The 17537-nt window shown below is 50.5% G+C and carries 17 protein-coding genes and 2 tRNA genes; 6 read left to right on the top strand and 13 right to left on the bottom strand.

Features of this window, described 5'->3' with window-relative positions; all coding sequences use genetic code 11:
• Nucleotides 1-115: 115 nt before the first annotated feature.
• Nucleotides 116-706 (top strand): ribosome hibernation-promoting factor, HPF/YfiA family, encoded by a 591-nt coding sequence (gene hpf, locus PsAD37_RS03255; RefSeq protein WP_082596743.1) that lies wholly within the window; start codon nt 116-118, stop codon nt 704-706.
• Between the two features lie 75 nt (nt 707-781).
• Nucleotides 782-1249: a PTS IIA-like nitrogen regulatory protein PtsN gene (ptsN, locus tag PsAD37_RS03250; RefSeq protein ID WP_057462732.1), complete on the top strand. Its 468-nt coding sequence runs from the start codon at nt 782-784 to the stop codon at nt 1247-1249.
• A gap of 150 nt (nt 1250-1399) precedes the next feature.
• Here ptsN and PsAD37_RS03245 read toward each other — a convergent pair whose 3' ends face one another.
• Nucleotides 1400-1660 carry a DUF1150 domain-containing protein gene (locus PsAD37_RS03245; RefSeq protein ID WP_008548441.1) on the bottom strand — a complete coding sequence of 87 codons (261 nt, stop codon included), beginning with the start codon at nt 1658-1660 and terminating at the stop codon, nt 1400-1402.
• A gap of 161 nt (nt 1661-1821) precedes the next feature.
• Complete coding sequence (locus PsAD37_RS03240) at nt 1822-2250, bottom strand: Hsp20 family protein (RefSeq protein WP_063294901.1); 429 nt, start codon at nt 2248-2250, stop codon at nt 1822-1824.
• Between the two features lie 353 nt (nt 2251-2603).
• Here PsAD37_RS03240 and PsAD37_RS03235 point away from each other — a divergent pair, with 353 nt between their 5' ends.
• The gene (locus tag PsAD37_RS03235; protein ID WP_063294900.1) at nt 2604-3170 is read left to right on the top strand and encodes an MAPEG family protein; all 567 of its coding nucleotides are present in this window, start codon (nt 2604-2606) and stop codon (nt 3168-3170) included.
• Nucleotides 3171-3275: 105 nt separating this feature from the next.
• On the opposite strand, the gene hutX is transcribed toward PsAD37_RS03235, so the two are convergent.
• The 11 genes from hutX to PsAD37_RS03175 form a co-directional block, all read right to left on the bottom strand.
• Nucleotides 3276-3770, bottom strand: a complete 495-nt coding sequence (gene hutX / locus PsAD37_RS03230) for a heme utilization cystosolic carrier protein HutX (protein ID WP_063294899.1) — start codon at nt 3768-3770, stop codon at nt 3276-3278.
• Nucleotides 3767-5137 (bottom strand): heme anaerobic degradation radical SAM methyltransferase ChuW/HutW, encoded by a 1371-nt coding sequence (hutW, locus tag PsAD37_RS03225; RefSeq protein WP_063294898.1) that lies wholly within the window; start codon nt 5135-5137, stop codon nt 3767-3769. Before hutW ends, hutX begins: the two co-directional genes overlap by 4 nt.
• A 198-nt stretch (nt 5138-5335) precedes the next feature.
• Nucleotides 5336-6439, bottom strand: a complete 1104-nt coding sequence (locus tag PsAD37_RS03220) for a sn-glycerol-3-phosphate import ATP-binding protein UgpC (protein WP_063294897.1) — start codon at nt 6437-6439, stop codon at nt 5336-5338.
• Nucleotides 6440-6441: 2 nt separating this feature from the next.
• A complete protein-coding gene (ugpE, locus tag PsAD37_RS03215; protein ID WP_063294896.1) occupies nt 6442-7284 on the bottom strand; it encodes a sn-glycerol-3-phosphate ABC transporter permease UgpE in 843 nt (280 codons plus the stop codon).
• Between the two features lie 10 nt (nt 7285-7294).
• Entirely contained in the window at nt 7295-8176 is an 882-nt protein-coding gene (locus PsAD37_RS03210) for an ABC transporter permease subunit (protein ID WP_057462725.1), read from the bottom strand.
• A gap of 177 nt (nt 8177-8353) precedes the next feature.
• Nucleotides 8354-9661 (bottom strand): extracellular solute-binding protein, encoded by a 1308-nt coding sequence (locus tag PsAD37_RS03205; RefSeq protein ID WP_063294895.1) that lies wholly within the window; start codon nt 9659-9661, stop codon nt 8354-8356.
• A gap of 685 nt (nt 9662-10346) precedes the next feature.
• Nucleotides 10347-10835, bottom strand: a complete 489-nt coding sequence (locus PsAD37_RS03195; RefSeq protein WP_063294894.1) for a fasciclin domain-containing protein — start codon at nt 10833-10835, stop codon at nt 10347-10349.
• Between the two features lie 121 nt (nt 10836-10956).
• Nucleotides 10957-12372 carry a deoxyribodipyrimidine photo-lyase gene (locus PsAD37_RS03190; RefSeq protein ID WP_063294893.1) on the bottom strand — a complete coding sequence of 472 codons (1416 nt, stop codon included), beginning with the start codon at nt 12370-12372 and terminating at the stop codon, nt 10957-10959.
• Nucleotides 12373-12631: 259 nt separating this feature from the next.
• Nucleotides 12632-12707: transfer RNA gene (locus PsAD37_RS03185), tRNA-Ala, on the bottom strand.
• A 125-nt stretch (nt 12708-12832) separates the two neighbouring features.
• Nucleotides 12833-12908, bottom strand: a tRNA-Ala gene (locus tag PsAD37_RS03180).
• A 132-nt stretch (nt 12909-13040) separates the two neighbouring features.
• Nucleotides 13041-13418: a TIGR02300 family protein gene (locus PsAD37_RS03175; RefSeq protein ID WP_063286512.1), complete on the bottom strand. Its 378-nt coding sequence runs from the start codon at nt 13416-13418 to the stop codon at nt 13041-13043.
• Nucleotides 13419-13623: 205 nt separating this feature from the next.
• Here PsAD37_RS03175 and aroA point away from each other — a divergent pair, with 205 nt between their 5' ends.
• The 3 genes from aroA (at nt 13624) to rpsA (ending at nt 17504) form a co-directional block, all read left to right on the top strand.
• A complete protein-coding gene (gene aroA / locus PsAD37_RS03170) occupies nt 13624-14979 on the top strand; it encodes a 3-phosphoshikimate 1-carboxyvinyltransferase (RefSeq protein ID WP_063294970.1) in 1356 nt (451 codons plus the stop codon).
• Nucleotides 14976-15611 (top strand): (d)CMP kinase, encoded by a 636-nt coding sequence (cmk, locus tag PsAD37_RS03165; RefSeq protein WP_063294892.1) that lies wholly within the window; start codon nt 14976-14978, stop codon nt 15609-15611. The genes aroA and cmk overlap by 4 nt, the downstream gene beginning before the upstream one ends.
• A 195-nt stretch (nt 15612-15806) precedes the next feature.
• Entirely contained in the window at nt 15807-17504 is a 1698-nt protein-coding gene (rpsA, locus tag PsAD37_RS03160; RefSeq protein ID WP_063286510.1) for a 30S ribosomal protein S1, read from the top strand.
• The last annotated feature ends 33 nt before the right edge of the window (nt 17505-17537 follow it).

Here is a 17537-nt window from a genome sequence, read left to right as displayed (position 1 = left end):
CGAAAACAGTAGCACTTTAAACTTAGCTGGTCCAAACTACATGTGTTGAAGGGTTCTTTGCTCTTTGGCTGAAGAACCTGTCAGCGAATAAGTCGACACAACATAAGAGGTTCCCATGACAATTAGAATTTCGGGGAGGAACGTGGACATTGGTGACGCAACCAGGACACACGTTGAAGACCGGATTTCCGATGCACTGGATAAATATTTCCCAGGAGCATACACGGGTCATGTGACAATCGCTCGCGAAGGCTCAGGCTTCCGATCCGACTGCACAGTCCACCTCAGCACGGGAGTTGTGCTTCAGGTTTCGGGTGATAGTCAGGATCCGCGACAAAGTTTCGACAAAGCAGCCGAACGCATTGAGAAAAGGCTAAGGCGCTACAACAGAAAGTTAAACGACCACCACACAAATGGCCTCCCTGCAGAGTGGGAAACATACGGCGCAACATCGTATGTTCTTGCTGATCCTGAGCAGGAAGAAGAGGTACCCGCCGACTACAGCCCACTTGTGGTTGCAGAAACTGAAGCGAAAGTGAAAACACTGACTGTCGGAATGGCAGTTATGGAGCTAGATTTAAGTGAAGCTCCCGTTGTAGTGTTCCGCAACGCTGGTAATGGTGAGGTAAATGTCGTATTCCGTCGTCACGATGGAAACGTTGGCTGGATTGATCCAAATCTCGCTAACGGGGCTGCTCCTAACTGATAATCATGGTCATCGCGACCCTGTACAAAGCCGGTTTTTACCGGCTTTGTATTTTGCATGGACACGGATCAAGGAATGGATCTGAACGAACTTCTTCGTCCTGAGGCTGTCATTGCCAACCTCAAGGCAAACAGCAAGAAACAAGCCCTGCAGGAACTTGCAGAACGGGCCTCTGAGATTTGCGGAGAAACTGAGCGCGATATCTTTGATACGCTGCTGCAACGCGAACGTCTCGGCTCTACAGGTGTCGGAAACGGCATTGCAATTCCGCATGGAAAAATCGTGGACCTTGACGGGTTACACGGCCTGTTTGCGCGACTGGACAAACCGATCGAGTTCGACAGCTTGGATGACCAGCCTGTTGATCTGATCTTTGTTTTACTCGCGCCAGAAGGCGCTGGAGCGGACCACTTGAAAGCTCTGGCACGTGTTGCTCGACTTTTGAGGGATTCTGATGTTGCTAGCAAGCTGCGCGCAACAACAGACGCTGCTGCAATCTATTCTATTCTGACCCACCCACAGGCTTCGCCTAACGCGGCCTGAGGCACGTCAGCTCAAAAATAAAAAAGCCTGGATCGGACGCATTCCAATCCAGGCTTTTCTTTGCCTAATTCACTGGGTTCGAAGAACATTTCTGTGCTTTGAAATGTTAATCTTCTCTTTCACTCGCTCTTGGAGTTCCCATGAATTGGTTTAATGGACGCTCAGAGCTTCCAGATCGTTCTCAATTGCGTTTGCAATTGCTGCGTTGCGTGTGTCCGTCAGAACCAGCGGAGTTCCGTCAGCCGCCAAAAGAGCCCATGCAGGGAGGTCTGCATCCTGCAGCTCTGCATCAGGGAACATCTTCTTCAGATCATTTGGAGAAACGCGCCTAACATAGGCGACTTCACCAGCTCCGAGTTCTTCAAAATTTTCGTACGGGTCGTCGGCCAGCACAGAAGGGGCGCGTGTCATCGCCTTCTCCTTGAGAGTTGTTAGAGCAGGCCGCGTATGTTCACGCTTCAAACTCTAAGTCTTTATTGTCGGGCGCATCCTTTCCCGAAAACCGGGTTTCCGTTTTCCGGAGATACGCTTCAATATTCAGATCAGCGCGAAGAAAGGATTGCTCCTTAAATTCAGTCCCCCGCCGAGATTTCAATCCGGCGAACGATACGCTCTGGCTCAGGACGAGCAAGATCAATAGACAACAGACCATCTCGCAGGTCTGCCCCTAAAATCTCAATGCCTTCGGCCAACACAAATGCGCGTTGGAACTGTCGTGCAGCTATACCCCTGTGTAGGTATTGGCGAGTTTTGTCTTCTTGTTGGCGACCACGGATTACCAGTTGGCTTTCCTCAACAGAAACATCTAGTTGATCGCGTGTGAAGCCAGCAACCGCAAGCGTGATGCGGATGACTTCACCTTTTTCTTCGGTGGCAGCGAGGCGTTCAATATTGTAGGGCGGGTAGCCATCATTGGCTGCCTTGCTCACCCTATCCAATACGCGCTCAATATCATCGAACCCCAACATAAATGGGCTCGAAAACGCAGATACTCGCGTCATAATCCAAGTCCTTCTTCAAGCGACCCAGCTCCAGACCCTCATTAGGCATCCGGTGTGAGGGCATCTCGCCCTCGGTCTTTCCTCTGGAATATGGCGGTTAGCGGCGAAGGTTTCAAGTTAACTTAATGATACTCAATTAATTCTCCCGGATCGCAACGGTATTCTCAGGCCCTAAGACAAGCGTAGGTGATAATCCCGCAGGAATTTCAACAGTGCAGCTTTGAGCTTATAGTCTGTTGGATCATTCAGCTTCCTTCCTCTGCTGCCATGTCGGGAATGACAGGTTTACCTTCCCCTTAAGAAATCGTAGCGTTTGCCTTTGGAGAGGCTTGCTTCAATGAGGAGTAAAAGGAATGGATATTGCTGAGGTAGATAATTCACGAGCTGCTTTGATGGTGAAGGCCTACCCATTCGTACTGATTGCTATCAGCCTGCTCATTAATCTGTTCGCCTTCGGCATTAAACCACTCGTCATCGCCCTTCCCTCTCCAGAAGCAATCGACGCCTTGATCATTGCTGCGGTTCTACTTCTTGGCAATCACACCTGGCTGATGACTGTCACAGAGCTGACGCGCTCTAAGTATGACTTAGCGACAACACCGGAAGAGTGGGAGCAGAAAGGTGGGCGTCCGTCTTCCATTGCTCAGGATGCACGTGATGCGTTGGAACGTCGTCACAATGCTCACCGCAACACCACCGAGAACATGATCTACTTTGTGCTGTTAGGAACTGTTGTGGCTGTCGTTTCACCCGTGGCTCTTATGGTGCAAGTTTGGGTGGTTGGGTTTGCCGTTGCCCGGCTTGGTTACACTTACAGTTATCTGTCAGCCCAAACCGGCCTACGAGGCCTGTTTATGAGCCTGAGCTTGCTCAGTCTTTACGGGATGGCCAGCTACCTTGTTATTGCAATGTTTGCTTGATCCTCGTCGTACAAACAGAAAAGCCGGGGCAGTGCCCCGACTTCTGCTTTTCACAGGTCACCGCGAGCGAAAACGGTGGCCTGTGACTTTTGATGTCTCACAGCCTCACCAGCTCGCGAGTTCATCAAATTTTTCAAGCTGATCTTGCTTGATCTGGCCTTCCTCATCACGGCCAAGGAAGATTTTCAGGTAGCTGTTGCCATCTGCATTCAGGAAATTGATGGACACAGCCAACTTGGAGAAAAATGGGCGCTTCAAGAAGATGATGGAATGGCACGCATCTGCCTTGATGTGGCCGGAGAAGCCGCCTTCTGTCTGCTTGAGGTTATAGAAGCCGCGTGCATAGCTACCTTCCGGAAACGGGCCTTTCACTTCAAAGATCATATCTCCGGTATTTGCAATGCTCGTAACATTGCCCCAAGCAGGGATGGCTTTGATCACTTCGTCAAATCGTTCGCCTGAATGTTCACGCCACATTTCTTCTGGCAAGCAGCGGATTGTGTCAGCCATTGAGAGGCCGTGCTCCTTGGCAATGCTCTCCAGAATGCCTGCGGGGTTTTCTGCAAGTTTCTCTTTCAACTCTGTGATTTGTGCGTTCATGCTGCCTCTTCCTGATAGGTTTTGGTTTCTGGCTGCAAGCTTGCGGAGTGCAACTTAAAGGCAGCCTTGAGATAGGTGAGAAGGGTTTGATGCCAGAAGCGCCCTGCAGTGGTGAGGGAGATAATCTCCTCACCCGCGATCAGGCCAGAGCACTGCCAGTTACTCAACAATGGGTCTATGGATTTGCGAAAACCACGGGCGCTGACTTCTGTGCGCTCCAGATGCCCGAGGTCGAGGCGCATTTCTTCAATTCCAGCAGCTAGGAAATTGAGGGGAGAAGACAAAGGATCGGTTCTGTGCAAACGCGACAATGGCTTCTCCCCCTCCTCCAGACACCGCATGTAGTCCACGATTCCTCCATGGATGCCGTAGGAATATCCGTTGATGTTGCCACCTGCCCCGGAACCGAAGGCTAGGCAGTCTGCGCCGGACTTGATCAATGTGTTGTAAAGATTGCGCTCTCGGGTCTGTCGGCCCCAATGACTGGAAGAAATCTGTTTCCAACCGTGGTGATGCATGTACTCTAAACCCTCGCCGTACATGGCTCCCTGCTGCGGCAAGGATGCTGCAGGGTCGCAAGCCCCCTTCTCAATTGCTTTTGAAAGAGGACTGCTGGGAAAAACTGCGAGTGTGTATAGATCGACACCATCCAAGCCCAGATCCACAACAGTTCGTAAATCATCACGCCAAACCTCTTCGGTTTGATAGGGCAGGCCTAACATCAGGTCACAGACGATTGCAGCACGGTTGCGGTCTCTCAGGCCTTCAAAGAAACGGATTGCTTCTGATCCGCTTGCCTTACGGCCTTGCCGCTTGCGGACTTTGGTGTTGAAGGACTGAACTCCGGTTGAAAAGCGATTTGCACCCGCATCCAGACATGCATCAATCTTGTCATCATCAAAGTGGAAGATACGTCCCTCAACTGTGATCTCACAATCGGCTGAGAGAGGATAAAGTTCTCGGATACGACGGATCACTCTTGCGAGGTCTTTCGCATGTAGGGCTGTCGGAGTGCCTCCACCGAAATAAACGGCGTTGATTGGTGAACTTTGAGAAGCTTGGGAAGATGCCTCCAGCTCAAGTTCCTTGATTAATGCATCAGCATATGGGGCTGAGTGTTCTTCATGCCATTTGTTACGGTAGAACCCGCAGAACAGGCAGTGATTGGCGCAAAACGGGACATGCAAATACATGACGGCCATGCCTGACCGTTTAGATTGTTGAATTTCCTGCCAAACAAGCTGGTGTTCCTCTTCCAACACAGCCTCACCAGCAGAGCCGGGCATATGCGCGCCTCGTCGCTGAAACGCGTAACGGAGAGGATTATTTGTTTCCTGAGCAAAGAACTGTTCCAGCGCTGCTTTCATCGGTCAACCTGCATTATGAAATTGGTTGGCTCGCAGTGCGCTGGCTAAATATGAGTATTTACATCAAGTTTTGTTTTTGAGAAGAGAAGTTCGCTCACGTGCGATAAAATGGCACAGGTTTTCGACTGCATCCATGTGTACCAAACAAAAAAGGCCCAGCAAATGCCGGGCCTTTTGAAAGTTATGTCTGAGCAGCGTTTAAGCTGTTTCGAGTGCGCCTTCCAGCTCGATACGTTTGCCGGATTTGGTGTCAAACGTATGCAGCTTTTCTGGCTTTGCTGTCACTTTCAGGATCTGGCCTGGTTCGAAGTGCAGCTTACCAGGAGCACGAACAACAACGTCAACACTGCCTTCACCGATGGTGCCGTGAACGTAGCTCTCAGCGCCCACAGGCTCAACAACATGCACAGTCAGTGCAGTATGCAGTCCGGTGTCGAACTTCTCACTCAGTTCTTCAATGACCAGATCTTCCGGACGAACGCCGAGGATCAGGTCAGACAGGTCTGTGTTCAGCTTCACGTCAACGTTTGCGCCATTGTCGAGTTTCCACTCATTGCCGCTCTTTGCCAGAGGCAGCAGGTTCATCGCAGGAGAGCCGATGAAGGTCGCAACGAATGTAGACGCTGGCTTTTCGTAGACATCAATCGGAGAGCCGATCTGCTCTACAACACCGCCGCTGAGAACGACCAGGCGATCTGCCAGTGTCATTGCTTCCAGCTGGTCGTGGGTCACGTACAGGCTTGTGGTGCCTAGTTCTTTCTGAAGCTTCTTGATCTCCATGCGCATCTGCACACGCAGCTTTGCATCAAGGTTAGACAGAGGTTCATCGAACAGGAATGCGGCAGGTTCGCGAACAATCGCGCGACCCATTGCAACACGCTGGCGCTGACCACCGGAAAGCTGACGTGGCCGACGATCAAGGAAATCTCCGATCTCCAGAATTTCAGCCGCCTTGCGAACGCGCTTTTCGATCTCATCCTTAGGGATGCTGCGGTTTTTCAGGCCATACGCGAGGTTGCCGTAAACGGTCATGTGCGGATAGAGCGCATAGTTCTGGAACACCATTGCGATGTCACGATCAGCGGGCTCTACATTGTTGACCAGGCGGTCCCCGATGAACAGCTCACCATCTGTGATGGTTTCCAGACCTGCCACCATGCGCAGCAGAGTGGACTTACCGCAACCGGAAGGGCCGACGAGAACAATGAACTCACCATCCTTAATGTCGATGGAGATGCCTTTTACCGCCTCTACGTTGCCTGCGTAGATTTTGCGAAGGGTATTAAGTTGAATGCCTGCCATTTTTATTTCTCGCTTTCCACGAGCCCTTTAACAAACCAAGACTGGAAGATCACCACGATGAGAACAGGTGGAAGCATTGCAAGTACTGCAAGTGCCATTGCCTGGTTCGTATCCGGGATCTGCGCACCAATCCACACCTGCAGAATCTGCTTCATACCACGCACCAGCGTGAAGAGACTTTCATCTGTGGTGATGAGTGTTGGCCAGAGGTATTGGTTCCAACCAAACACGAACATGATGATGAAGATTGCAGCAATCATGGTCTTGGAGAGTGGAACAAGAATGTCGATGAAGAACTTCAACGGCCCCGCACCATCGATACGCGCTGCTTCAACCAGCTCATCCGGAACGGACTTAAAGAACTGGCGGAAGTAGAAGGTACCTGTTGCAGACGCAATCAATGGGATGATCAGGCCTGAATAGGTGTTCGCCATACCGAGGCCCTGCACGATCTCGTAGGAAGGCAGAATGCGCACTTCCAGAGGTAGCAGCAGGGTGGAGAAGATGATCCAGAAGAAGAACGTTCCAAGCGGGAAACGGAAATACACGATTGCGTAAGCCGCCAACATGGAAATGATGATCTTACCGAAGGCAAAGCCGAGGCCGAGAACCAAAGAGTTCCACAGCATAGTCAGACCAGTCACGGACTTGGTGAAACCGCCTGCTTCAGTCAACACTTGCTTATAAGTGTCAACGAAATGGCCGCCTGGAGAGAGCTGAAGACCCTCTTTGTAAATGGACACAGCATCATGACTGGAGGTCATGAGTGCGTAGACTACTGGCACCAGCATAAAGAGGGCGCCGAGAACGAGGATCACGTGATCCCAAAACTGTGAGCGTTTCATCTATCCCTCCTTAACTGTAGTGCACGCGACGTTCGATCATGCGGAACTGAACCACAGTGAGAGCGAACACGAGTATCATCAAGATCACAGACTGTGCTGAAGACCCACCAAGGTCGTTTCCGCGGAAGCCATCAAGGAACACCTTATAAACGAGCGTTACAGGGTTGTTGCCTGGCTCACCCTTAAGCACCAGATCGATAATACCGAATGTATCAAAGAGCGCGTAAGTGATGTTGATGATCAACAGGAAGAAGCTGGTTGGAGCCAGCAGTGGGAAGGTCACAGTCCAGAAGCGACGTGAAGAAGATCTACAATCAACCGCAGCTGCTTCCTGAACGGATTTTGGAACACTCTGGAGACCAGAGAGGAAGAAGATGAAGTTGATCGGAATTTGCTTCCAAACCGCAATCACGGTCATAGCAAATGCTGTATCAAAATAGTTCACACCGATCTGCATGTTCCAGCCGAGGGCGTGGGCAAGATCGTTGAGTGGGCCAATGTGCTGGTCAAACAGCATCACGCCTACAAGGCCTGCGACGGGAGGGGCGATCGCATAAACCCACATGAGCAGAGTGCGGTATGTGGAGGCGCCTTTGATAACGTTGTCTGCTTTGACTGCCAGCAAAAGAGCAATGCTGAGAGAAAAGAATGTCACCGCAGCTGAGAAGATCAGTGTGAACCATGCAGTTCTGCTGTACTCGCTCGCGGAAACAACATCTTTAAAGTTGTCTAGGCCAACAAAGGTGGAGCCGAAGCCAAACGGGTCTTCAAGATAGAAAGACGCCCTGATTGCTTCTGCGGCTGGCCACAGAAAAAAGACGCCAACAATTGCCAGCTGCGGAAGCAGCAGCATGTATGGCATCAATGGATGTGAGAATTGAACTCGTTTCATGGACTGGCCTGGTCGCTGTTTTCGTTGTGGTGGCCGGTTGCTTAGCAAGCCTGACCGCTTGTTCAGAAAAGCTCACTGCGCTCTTTGACGCATGGGAACATTCTATTTCCAAAACAACCTGAGACCGGAGACACTTAAAAGCGTCTCCGGTCTTAGCGAAAGTCTCAATGCTAAGTCTTAGTTAGACGTCTTAGCAAAGCGAGCCAGAAGCTTGTTAGCTTCGTCTTCGATGGTCTGGAATGCATCGTCTACAGATTTGTCACCGGAGAAGATTTTACCGTATTCACGGTTCATCACGTCACGCACCTGAACGTAGAAGCCCATGCGGTAACCTTTGGTGTTGTCTCCACCTGGCAGTGTCAGCTGCTTGATGCCGATTTCAGCTGCAGGTACGCGGTCGTAATAACCATCCTTAGTTGCCAGCTCATATGCAGCGTTGGTGATTGGCACATAACCAGTTTCCTGGTGCCAGTAGTACTGCATTTCTGCGGAAGTCAGGAAGGAGTAGAAGTTCGCAACACAGTCGTTTTCTGCTTTTGGCTTACCGGACATTGCGAAGAGCGCAGCGCCACCGATGAAGGTGTTGGTGCCTGTTTCGCTAACAGAAGCCCAATGAGGCAGGTAGGTTGCGGAGAATTTGAAGTCTGTAGATTTTGTCAGGCCACCGAAGGAACCTGAAGAACCGAGCCACATTGCAGCGGAACCGTCCTGGAATACTTTTTGGTTATCACCCCAGCCAGTGCCGTAGTAACCGAACAGCTCAGCGTCGAGCCAGCCTTTAACCTTTGTGAAGTGCATTTTGATCGCATCGTTGTTCACGAGGATCTTAGTGCCTTTCGCGCCGTCGTAACCGTTGTTGTTGGTTGCGAATGGCAGGTTGTGGCGGGACATGAAGTTTTCGGTGAAGATCCATGGCAGGTGTGACTGTGCCAAAGGAATATAACCAGCTGCTTTCAGCTTAGGAGCGATCGCTTCGAACTCTTCCCAAGTCTTAGGAGCTTCAACGCCTGCTTTCGCCAGTGCTTCTACGTTGTAGTAGAGGATTGGGGTAGAGGAGTTGAACGGCATGCCGATCATTTTGCCAGCTGCGTCAGCGTAGAAGTAACGAACACCAGCAATGTAATCTTCGATGTTGAATTCAACACCAGCGTCTTTCAGAAGGTCTTCAGCTGGAACAACTGCGCCTTTTGCACCGATGATGGTAGCGGAACCTGCATCAAATACCTGAAGAATGTTTGGCTGTTCGCCAGCACGGAATGCCGCAATACCAGCAGTCAAGGTTTCTTCGTAGTTACCTTTATAGACTGGGGTCAGCTGACACGCGTCCTGAGACGCATTGTATTTGGTGGAGATTTCGTTGACAACTTCACCCAGACGGCCGCCCATCGCGTGCCACCAGTTGATTTCTGTCGCAGCGAAAGATGCTGTTGAAGACATTGCGAGTGCTGCAAAGGTTGCGACACCAGTTGCTTTACGAAGAGTCATTTTTGTTGCCCCCCATTGGGAAAGTTGAAAAAATCTAACATGCGAAGCGGAGTTAACACCTGATCCATCGCAGTGACGATCCATCCCCTACGCCTCATCTGCGATATCACTTAGGTGTTTCACACTAGGATGACAGTTTCTTGAAGTTTCGATGAATTGCAATTGGATCTTCGTTTTTTTTCATAATTATCATGAGATTGTCATGTTTCGGAAAAGCGAAACCGATCCAAGGCGACTGTTTTTTATGCAATATTTTCTGCCGTTCAGCATGATTGAAGTGTCTAAAATTGGAAGTTTTGTTTCGAAAAAATTCGACACGAAAGATTTCGAATGTTGAGCATTATGCAAAGATTTGTCGGCTAATCACTTGATATAAAGGAGAAATACCTAGACGGCGAATAAAATCTATTTTTGCGCCTTGCACGTTTCTGCGGATGAGCTGTCTTAATGCTTTAAGGCGCAGTTTTTCGAATGCGAAAGGCGCTCAAACTTATCCACAGGCGCACTGTGTGCAACTCACCGAATGCAACTTCTAATGCAAAAGTTTGCATGCTCGAAAAGATGAAATGTATTCGTTTCAATCAAATAGAGTCATCTAATCGCGTTTTTTGACAGCACTGAGGGCGCGAAACTGACGCTTCACGCCCCCAAGTTGAGCTTCTTCAGACTGAAGATTTGCCCCAGACTAGTTGGAGGGTAGCAATACTGCATCGACCACATGGATTATTCCGTTATCTGCAGTAATATCGGCGCTGATTACGTTCGCTTTGTCGACTGTCACACCTGACGATGTTTTTGAGACGGAAAGTGTCTTGTCTCCAGAACCCTTGATTGTCTTCACATGAATTGTCCGGCCTGGCAGGTCAGTGGACGCGAGCTTTCGTGGCAGGACATGGTAGCTCAGGACCGCGATCAATTGACCCTTGTTCTCAGGCTTCAGCAACATTTCTACTGTTCCATCCGGAAGAGCAGCAAACGCTTCATCGGTCGGAGCAAAGACCGTCAGGTTTTCACCGTTCGCTAATGCGCCGTCCAAACCAGCGGCCTGAGCTGCAGCGATAAGGGTGTTAAACTGCCCTGCCCCTTGAGCTACTTCTACAATAGTTCCTGCATTAGCACTTACTGATCCAGCAAGAACAAGCGAGCTTACAAAAGAAATCATAGATAAACGCATAGAACCCTCCACTCCCCAGAGATGTAAATCAGGGAATTAAATTAGATTTGGCTGCGACATCCTGCCGCGCACAAGTTCTCATACTGACCGGGATTGAAGGCAGATCACTCTGATCTGAATTTTATTTTGTTTCCTCAAAAGCACGTAGCGCTTCATCTCGTGATTTTTTGAGGTCAACGATTGGCAACGGATACGTTTTTCCTAGGACAACGCCTGCATCTTTCAAGATGTCTTTAGGAGCTTCCCAGGGTTTGTAGAGGTATTTGTCCGGCAATTCTTTGAGCTCCGGGAGAAAGCGACGGGTGTAATCACCGTGGCCATCAAACTTCTCGCCCTGTAGCACGGGATTGAAGATACGGAAGTACGGGGCTGCATCAGCTCCACAGCCAGCAATCCATTGCCAGCTTGCACAGTTATTGGCGAGGTCTGCATCCACCAGGCAATCCCAAAACCAAGCCTCGCCTGAGCGCCAATCCAGCAGCAGGTTCTTTACGAGGAACGAGCCAACGACCATCCGCAGGCGGTTATGCATATAACCTGTTTGCCACAACTCGCGCATACCTGCATCTACGATTGGGATACCCGTCTGCCCGTTTTGCCAAGCCAACAAGCGTTGGTCGTCAGAAACCCAAGGAAAGCGCTCGAATTTAGTATTGAGATTGTTTTGAGGAATCGTTGGGTTATGGAACAGCAGGGAATAGGAGAACTCACGCCAGCCTAACTCACTCCGGAAATGGTCAATGTCATGCGTCTCTTCGTGCATACTGAGCGCCCACCAGACTTGATTGGGCGAAATCTCTCCAAAATGCAGGTGAGGCGAAAGCCGTGAAGTATGCGTGAGAGCGGGAAAATTACGCCCCTCCTTGTAATTGGAGATGCCGTTTTCGAGAAACGAATAGAGCCTGTTTTGTGCCGCCTGCTCTCCATGCTCCCAACAGTTGCTCAGTCGCGCTGACCATGGACGGTTGTCGATCAGTCCCAGTTCATCAAGAGACAGCGCTCCATTTGTACTCACCTGATGTAACCGCATGGGTTCAGGCGTAGGTAAGGGCTTACGCGGCTCTGGCGCTTGAAGACAACCTTTACGATAAAACGGAGTGAAGACTTTATATGGGTCACCATCTGGCTTTGCCACTTGCCATGGTTCCCAAAGAAGCGAACCGTTGAAGCTCTTAGCAGTTACGCCAATCTCTTCCAGATCAGACTTCAGCTGTGCATCATGTTCTATGCGCCAGGGCTCGTAGCATCTGTTCCAGAAAACGCCCGTCCCTTCCGTCTCCTGAAGAAGGTTCTTGATAATGACAGATGGGTCACCGCGCATTATCAACAGCTGCCCGTTCAAGCTTTTATTGAGAGCTTTTAAAGAATGGTGCAGCCAGTTCAGCGTCGCTCCACCATGTTCGCGCGCACCTTTTTCACCGTCAGTCAGGATGTAGAGTGGAATAACCGCGCCGGCCTCGCAGGCCGCAGTCAGAGCAGGATTATCACTCAAACGAAGATCCTGACGGAACCAATGGATAACAACGGGTGCAGTCATCGACAGCCTCTGCTCAAAAGAACCAGTTGCGGCAGATGTATAGCAATTTCCTTGCGTATCAATGGCGATAGAGCTTCAATTCTCATAGTGCGCAAACCGTCACTGCCGCGAGATTGGCTCGATTTGTCAAACACGTTCCAAAACGACGTAAAGTCAGCCAAAAACGATGAGAGGACGATCAGGTATAAACTAAAAGCATTGCTGGGAGCTTTTTTGAAAGAGCCGGATATTCTTAGCTGAATTTTTGGCAGAATGATTTTGGTGGAGCCTAGGAGGATCGAACTCCTGACCTCTTCGCTGCCAGCGAAGCGCTCTCCCAGCTGAGCTAAGGCCCCATACCATGTAGCATTAGAAACGGGCTTGGGTTGCCCTGCTACGCAATCTTCAAGGAAGGTATGCATTTCTCGCGAAATACCAGACATTCTTCGCAGAACATCAGACGTTCTTTGCAAAATGTCTTTGGTGGAGCCTAGGAGGATCGAACTCCTGACCTCTTCGCTGCCAGCGAAGCGCTCTCCCAGCTGAGCTAAGGCCCCATCATTTCTTCCTTAGGCACTGAAACTTCAATGAAGTTTGTGTGCCGATGGAGGCGGAACATAGATGGGCCGCCCCCACATTTCAAGAGAATACTCTCTTAACAGCCTGCAGTTTCACAAGCTGTGGAAATATTAGACTTCGTCGTCGTCGCGAGCCACAACGATGCCAGGTACGGCAGCGTCTTCATCATCTTCATCGTCGAGGAAAACATCGGAGTCATCACCACTGATATCATCAGTAATCGTTTCATCTTCCAGCTCAGGAATATCTTCACCAGATGCTTCAGCGTCTGCTTCTTCCAGAGAAACCAGTTCTGCATCGTCTTTGACCAATGCTTCCTTAGCTTCTTCTTTCTGAACAGCTTTTACAGCCTTGGCTGTTTTTGCTGTCATGCCCAGATCAAACATGTCGCCGCACTTAGGACAGATGATCGGGTCACGTTTCAAATCGTAGTATTTAGCGCCACACGCCGCGCACAGGCGCTTGGTTCCGAGTTCCGGTCTTGCCACGGTTCTCACCTTTGTTTGTATCTCGTTGACGGCCCCCTTAGCCTCAGGTTGGCCATCATGTCAAAGATAAATCTTAGAAATCTACCCGAAGTCGTACATTCACTGCCGAAATTTCGCAATAGTTCAATGCGCCCTAGGGTGACTGTCTTTTTCTTCCGTGCTAGGAGGAACTAGTTTTTTAAGTCTCGCAACCCCGGAAATGAACATGTCCCATAATTCGTCACCGCAAATTGTGACCGCTTACAGCGGCTCTCCGCTCAATGGTCAGATCAAAGTTCCAGGTGACAAGTCTATCTCCCATCGTTCTCTGATGTTTGGCGCGTTGGCGCTTGGCAAAACCACCATCTCTGGCCTTCTCGAATCAGAAGATGTGATTGGTACAGCAAAGGCTATGAATGCTGTTGGTGCCAAGTGTGTTCGTCAGGAAGATGACACATGGACGGTTGAGGGTGTTGGACTGGGTAGCTTGCTTGAGCCGGAAGCTCCAATTGACTTTGGAAACGCGGGTACAGGCGTACGTCTGGCAATGGGTATTTTTGCGAGCCACCCGATTGCCGTCACCATGACTGGCGATGCCTCGCTGTCTGGACGCCCAATGGGCCGCGTCCTTAACCCGTTGCGTGAGATGGGTGTTCAGGTTGTTGCGCGTAACGGCGACCGTCTGCCAGCCTCTATCCGCGGCAGTGACACACCAATTCCAATTACTTACCGCGTGCCAATGGCATCTGCGCAAGTGAAATCCGCTGTGTTGCTGGCTGGTTTGAATACCGCTGGTACAACAACTGTTATCGAACCTGTTGCGACACGTGACCATACAGAGAAAATGCTGGTTGGTTTTGGCGCAGACCTGAAGGTTGAAGTGAACGAGAGCGGTGAGCGTATCATCACGCTGCAAGGCCAACCGAAGCTGCAGCCTCAGGATATTACAGTTCCTGGTGACCCATCTTCAGCAGCCTTCCCGATTATTGCTGCCCTGATCACACCGGGTTCTGATGTCACTGTTGAAGGTGTGCTTTTGAATGAGCATCGCATTGGACTTATTACTAGTCTGCTTGAAATGGGTGCAGACATTACCATCTCGAATGAACGGGAAAGCGGCGGAGAAAAGATTGGCGACATTCGCGCCAAGTATTCGCGATTAAAGGGCATTACGGTTCCAGCGGACCGGGCGCCTTCCATGATTGATGAATATCCAATTCTGTCTGTCGCTGCTGCTTTTGCTCAAGGTGACACTGTCATGCTTGGTCTTGAAGAACTGCGTGTCAAAGAGTCAGACCGCCTGGCTGCTGTTGCACGTGGTTTGGAAGCAAACGGTATTCCGTGCGTTGAAAAACAGGACAGTCTGACTGTTACTGGTGGGGCAAACAATATTGGCGGTGGCACTGTTACAACACATCTGGATCACCGGATCGCAATGAGCTTCCTTATTCTGGGGCTCGCTGCACACAAGCCGGTTCAGGTCGATGATGCAGCGCCAATCGCGACAAGCTTCCCAACCTTCCTCTCCATGTTTGGTGAGCTGGGTGGCAAGCTTGAAAATAAAAATGAGGAAGCTGCATGATTATTGCTCTGGATGGACCAGCGGCATCTGGCAAGGGAACGCTCGCACGCCAGCTCGCTGCGCATTTTGGACTCCGCCATCTGGATACTGGTTTGACGTATCGTGCTGTCGCCGCTGCGCTGCTTGCGCGCGGCCTGCCACTTGGTGATGAAAACGTTGCAATCTCTGTCGCCCAGAACCTTGATCTGGATAATTTGGATCGCAATCAGCTCTCTTCCCATGAAATTGGTGAGGTAGCCTCTCGCATTGCAGTTCTTTCTGGCCTGCGCGAGGAACTGGTGAGCCTTCAGCGTGCATTTGCTGATCAAGAGCCAGGTGCTGTTTTGGATGGCCGTGATATCGGGACTGTTGTGTGCCCGGACGCGACCGCAAAACTGTTCATTACCGCCTCTCCGGCAGCCCGTGCAAAGCGCCGAACAGACGAGTTGAACACCAAGGGAATTCCAGCAGATTTTAATGAAATCCTAGTGGATCTGGAGCGTCGCGACGAGCGCGATAGCACCAGAAAAGACTCTCCATTAAAACCCGCTGAAAATGCACACTTGCTTGATACGACAGAAATGGATATAGACTCCGCATTTCGTGCGGCTGTGGATATCGTCGAACGCGCCCGGAATTCAGCTGTTTCATAACAGCCTTCGGAGTTCGCGTTTGTTATATCAAGCGACTGTTACGATACCGAATTTGGACAAGTGTGACCGCTTTCGCCGGCCCACTTACTTGTAAGTGGTTGTTTTTCAACGCGAGTTGAAAACCGGGAGCCCTTGTCCTTTAGTGTTAACACAAACCCGCCGGCGAGCGCCATTCTTATGGCATCAGGAGATTTTATGGAAAATCAAAACTTTGCTGCTGAAGATTTTGCAGCTCTGTTGGAAGAATCCTTTGCGACTTCCGACCTTTTTGAAGGCACCGTTGTAAAAGGCATCGTTGTTGCTATCGAAAAAGACCTCGCAGTCATCGACGTAGGTCTTAAGGTTGAAGGTCGCGTTCCTATGAAGGAATTCGGCGCTAAAGGCCGTGACGGCGAAATGGCCGTTGGCGATGAAGTAGAAGTTTACCTTGAGCGCGTTGAAAACGCGATGGGTGAAGCTGTTCTGTCCCGCGACAAAGCACGCCGCGAAGAAAGCTGGGTTCGCCTTGAAGTTGCTTTCGAAGCTGGTGAAAAAGTTACTGGTCAGATCTTCAACCAGGTTAAAGGTGGCTTCACCGTTGATCTGGACGGCGCAGTAGCATTCCTGCCACGCTCTCAGGTAGACATCCGTCCAGTACGCGACGTTACTCCTCTGATGCACACTCCACAGCCTTTCCAGATCCTGAAAATGGACAAGCGCCGTGGTAACATCGTTGTATCTCGTCGTACTGTTCTGGAAGAAACACGCGCTGAACAGCGTTCTGAACTCGTTCAGAGCCTGGAAGAAGGTCAGACCGTTGAGGGTGTTGTTAAGAACATCACCGACTACGGTGCATTCGTTGACCTTGGTGGCATCGATGGCCTCCTGCACGTTACCGACATTGCATGGCGTCGTATCAACCACCCAAGCGAAGTTCTGACAATCGGTCAGACCGTGAAGGTGCAGATCGTTCGTGTGAACCAGGAAACACACCGCATCAGCCTCGGCATGAAGCAGCTGGAAACCGATCCATGGGATGGCATCGAAGCCAAATACCCACTGGATTCCAAGTTCTCCGGTCGTGTTACCAACATCACCGACTACGGTGCATTCGTAGAACTGGAGCCAGGCATCGAAGGCCTGATCCACGTCTCCGAAATGTCCTGGACCAAAAAGAACGTACACCCAGGCAAAATCGTTTCTACTTCCCAGGAAGTTGAAGTGGTTATCCTTGAAGTGGACGCTTCCAAACGCCGTATCTCCCTGGGCCTCAAGCAGACTCTGCAGAACCCATGGGATGCATTCGCACAGCAGTACCCACTTAACGCCACCGTAGAAGGTGAAGTTAAGAACAAGACCGAATTCGGTCTGTTCATCGGTCTTGAAGGCGATGTTGACGGCATGGTTCACCTGTCCGATCTGGACTGGAACCGTCCGGGCGAGCAGGTCATCGAAGAGTACAAGAAGGGCGATGTTGTTAAAGCAGTCGTTCTTGACGTTGACGTTGAGAAAGAGCGTATCTCTCTCGGCATCAAACAGCTCGACGCTGATCCGTTTGAATCCGCTGGCGATGTTGTTCGTAAGGGCGCAATTGTTAAGTGTGAAGTGACTGAAATCAAAGACGGTGGTCTCGACGTTAAACTCGTAGACGGCGACCTCTCTGCATTCATCCGTCGCGCTGACTTGTCCCGTGAACGTGGTGAGCAGGATCCTACCCGCTTCAACGTTGGCGATGTGATCGAAGCTCGTATCACTCAGTTCGACAAGAAGACCCGCCGCGTTGGTGTATCCATCAAGGCACTTGAAATCGCTGAAGAAAAAGAAGCGGTTGCACAGTACGGTTCTTCTGACGCTTCCTCTTCTCTCGGCGACATCCTCGCTGCAGCTATGAAGAAGCAGAACGACGACGAATAAGATCTAGCAATAGATTTTTACGAGAAAGCCCGC

The organism is Pseudovibrio sp. Ad37 (genome assembly GCF_001623075.1).
Lineage (GTDB): Bacteria > Pseudomonadota > Alphaproteobacteria > Rhizobiales > Stappiaceae > Pseudovibrio.
This window is presented reverse-complemented; position numbering and strand designations above follow the sequence as displayed.

Coding starts and splice junctions, on each gene's coding strand:
- PsAD37_RS03220 (WP_063294897.1), bottom strand. CDS start 6,439: ATGGCAGGCATTCAACTTAATACCCTTCGCAAAATCTACGCAGGCAAC.
- PsAD37_RS03245 (WP_008548441.1), bottom strand. CDS start 1,660: ATGACACGCGCCCCTTCTGTGCTGGCCGACGACCCGTACGAAAATTTT.
- PsAD37_RS03240 (WP_063294901.1), bottom strand. CDS start 2,250: ATGACGCGAGTATCTGCGTTTTCGAGCCCATTTATGTTGGGGTTCGAT.
- hutW (WP_063294898.1), bottom strand. CDS start 5,137: ATGAAAGCAGCGCTGGAACAGTTCTTTGCTCAGGAAACAAATAATCCT.
- PsAD37_RS03190 (WP_063294893.1), bottom strand. CDS start 12,372: ATGACTGCACCCGTTGTTATCCATTGGTTCCGTCAGGATCTTCGTTTG.
- PsAD37_RS03235 (WP_063294900.1), top strand. CDS start 2,604: ATGGATATTGCTGAGGTAGATAATTCACGAGCTGCTTTGATGGTGAAG.
- ugpE (WP_063294896.1), bottom strand. CDS start 7,284: ATGAAACGCTCACAGTTTTGGGATCACGTGATCCTCGTTCTCGGCGCC.
- rpsA (WP_063286510.1), top strand. CDS start 15,807: ATGGAAAATCAAAACTTTGCTGCTGAAGATTTTGCAGCTCTGTTGGAA.
- PsAD37_RS03195 (WP_063294894.1), bottom strand. CDS start 10,835: ATGCGTTTATCTATGATTTCTTTTGTAAGCTCGCTTGTTCTTGCTGGA.
- PsAD37_RS03205 (WP_063294895.1), bottom strand. CDS start 9,661: ATGACTCTTCGTAAAGCAACTGGTGTCGCAACCTTTGCAGCACTCGCA.
- hutX (WP_063294899.1), bottom strand. CDS start 3,770: ATGAACGCACAAATCACAGAGTTGAAAGAGAAACTTGCAGAAAACCCC.
- cmk (WP_063294892.1), top strand. CDS start 14,976: ATGATTATTGCTCTGGATGGACCAGCGGCATCTGGCAAGGGAACGCTC.
- aroA (WP_063294970.1), top strand. CDS start 13,624: ATGTCCCATAATTCGTCACCGCAAATTGTGACCGCTTACAGCGGCTCT.
- hpf (WP_082596743.1), top strand. CDS start 116: ATGACAATTAGAATTTCGGGGAGGAACGTGGACATTGGTGACGCAACC.
- PsAD37_RS03210 (WP_057462725.1), bottom strand. CDS start 8,176: ATGAAACGAGTTCAATTCTCACATCCATTGATGCCATACATGCTGCTG.
- ptsN (WP_057462732.1), top strand. CDS start 782: ATGGATCTGAACGAACTTCTTCGTCCTGAGGCTGTCATTGCCAACCTC.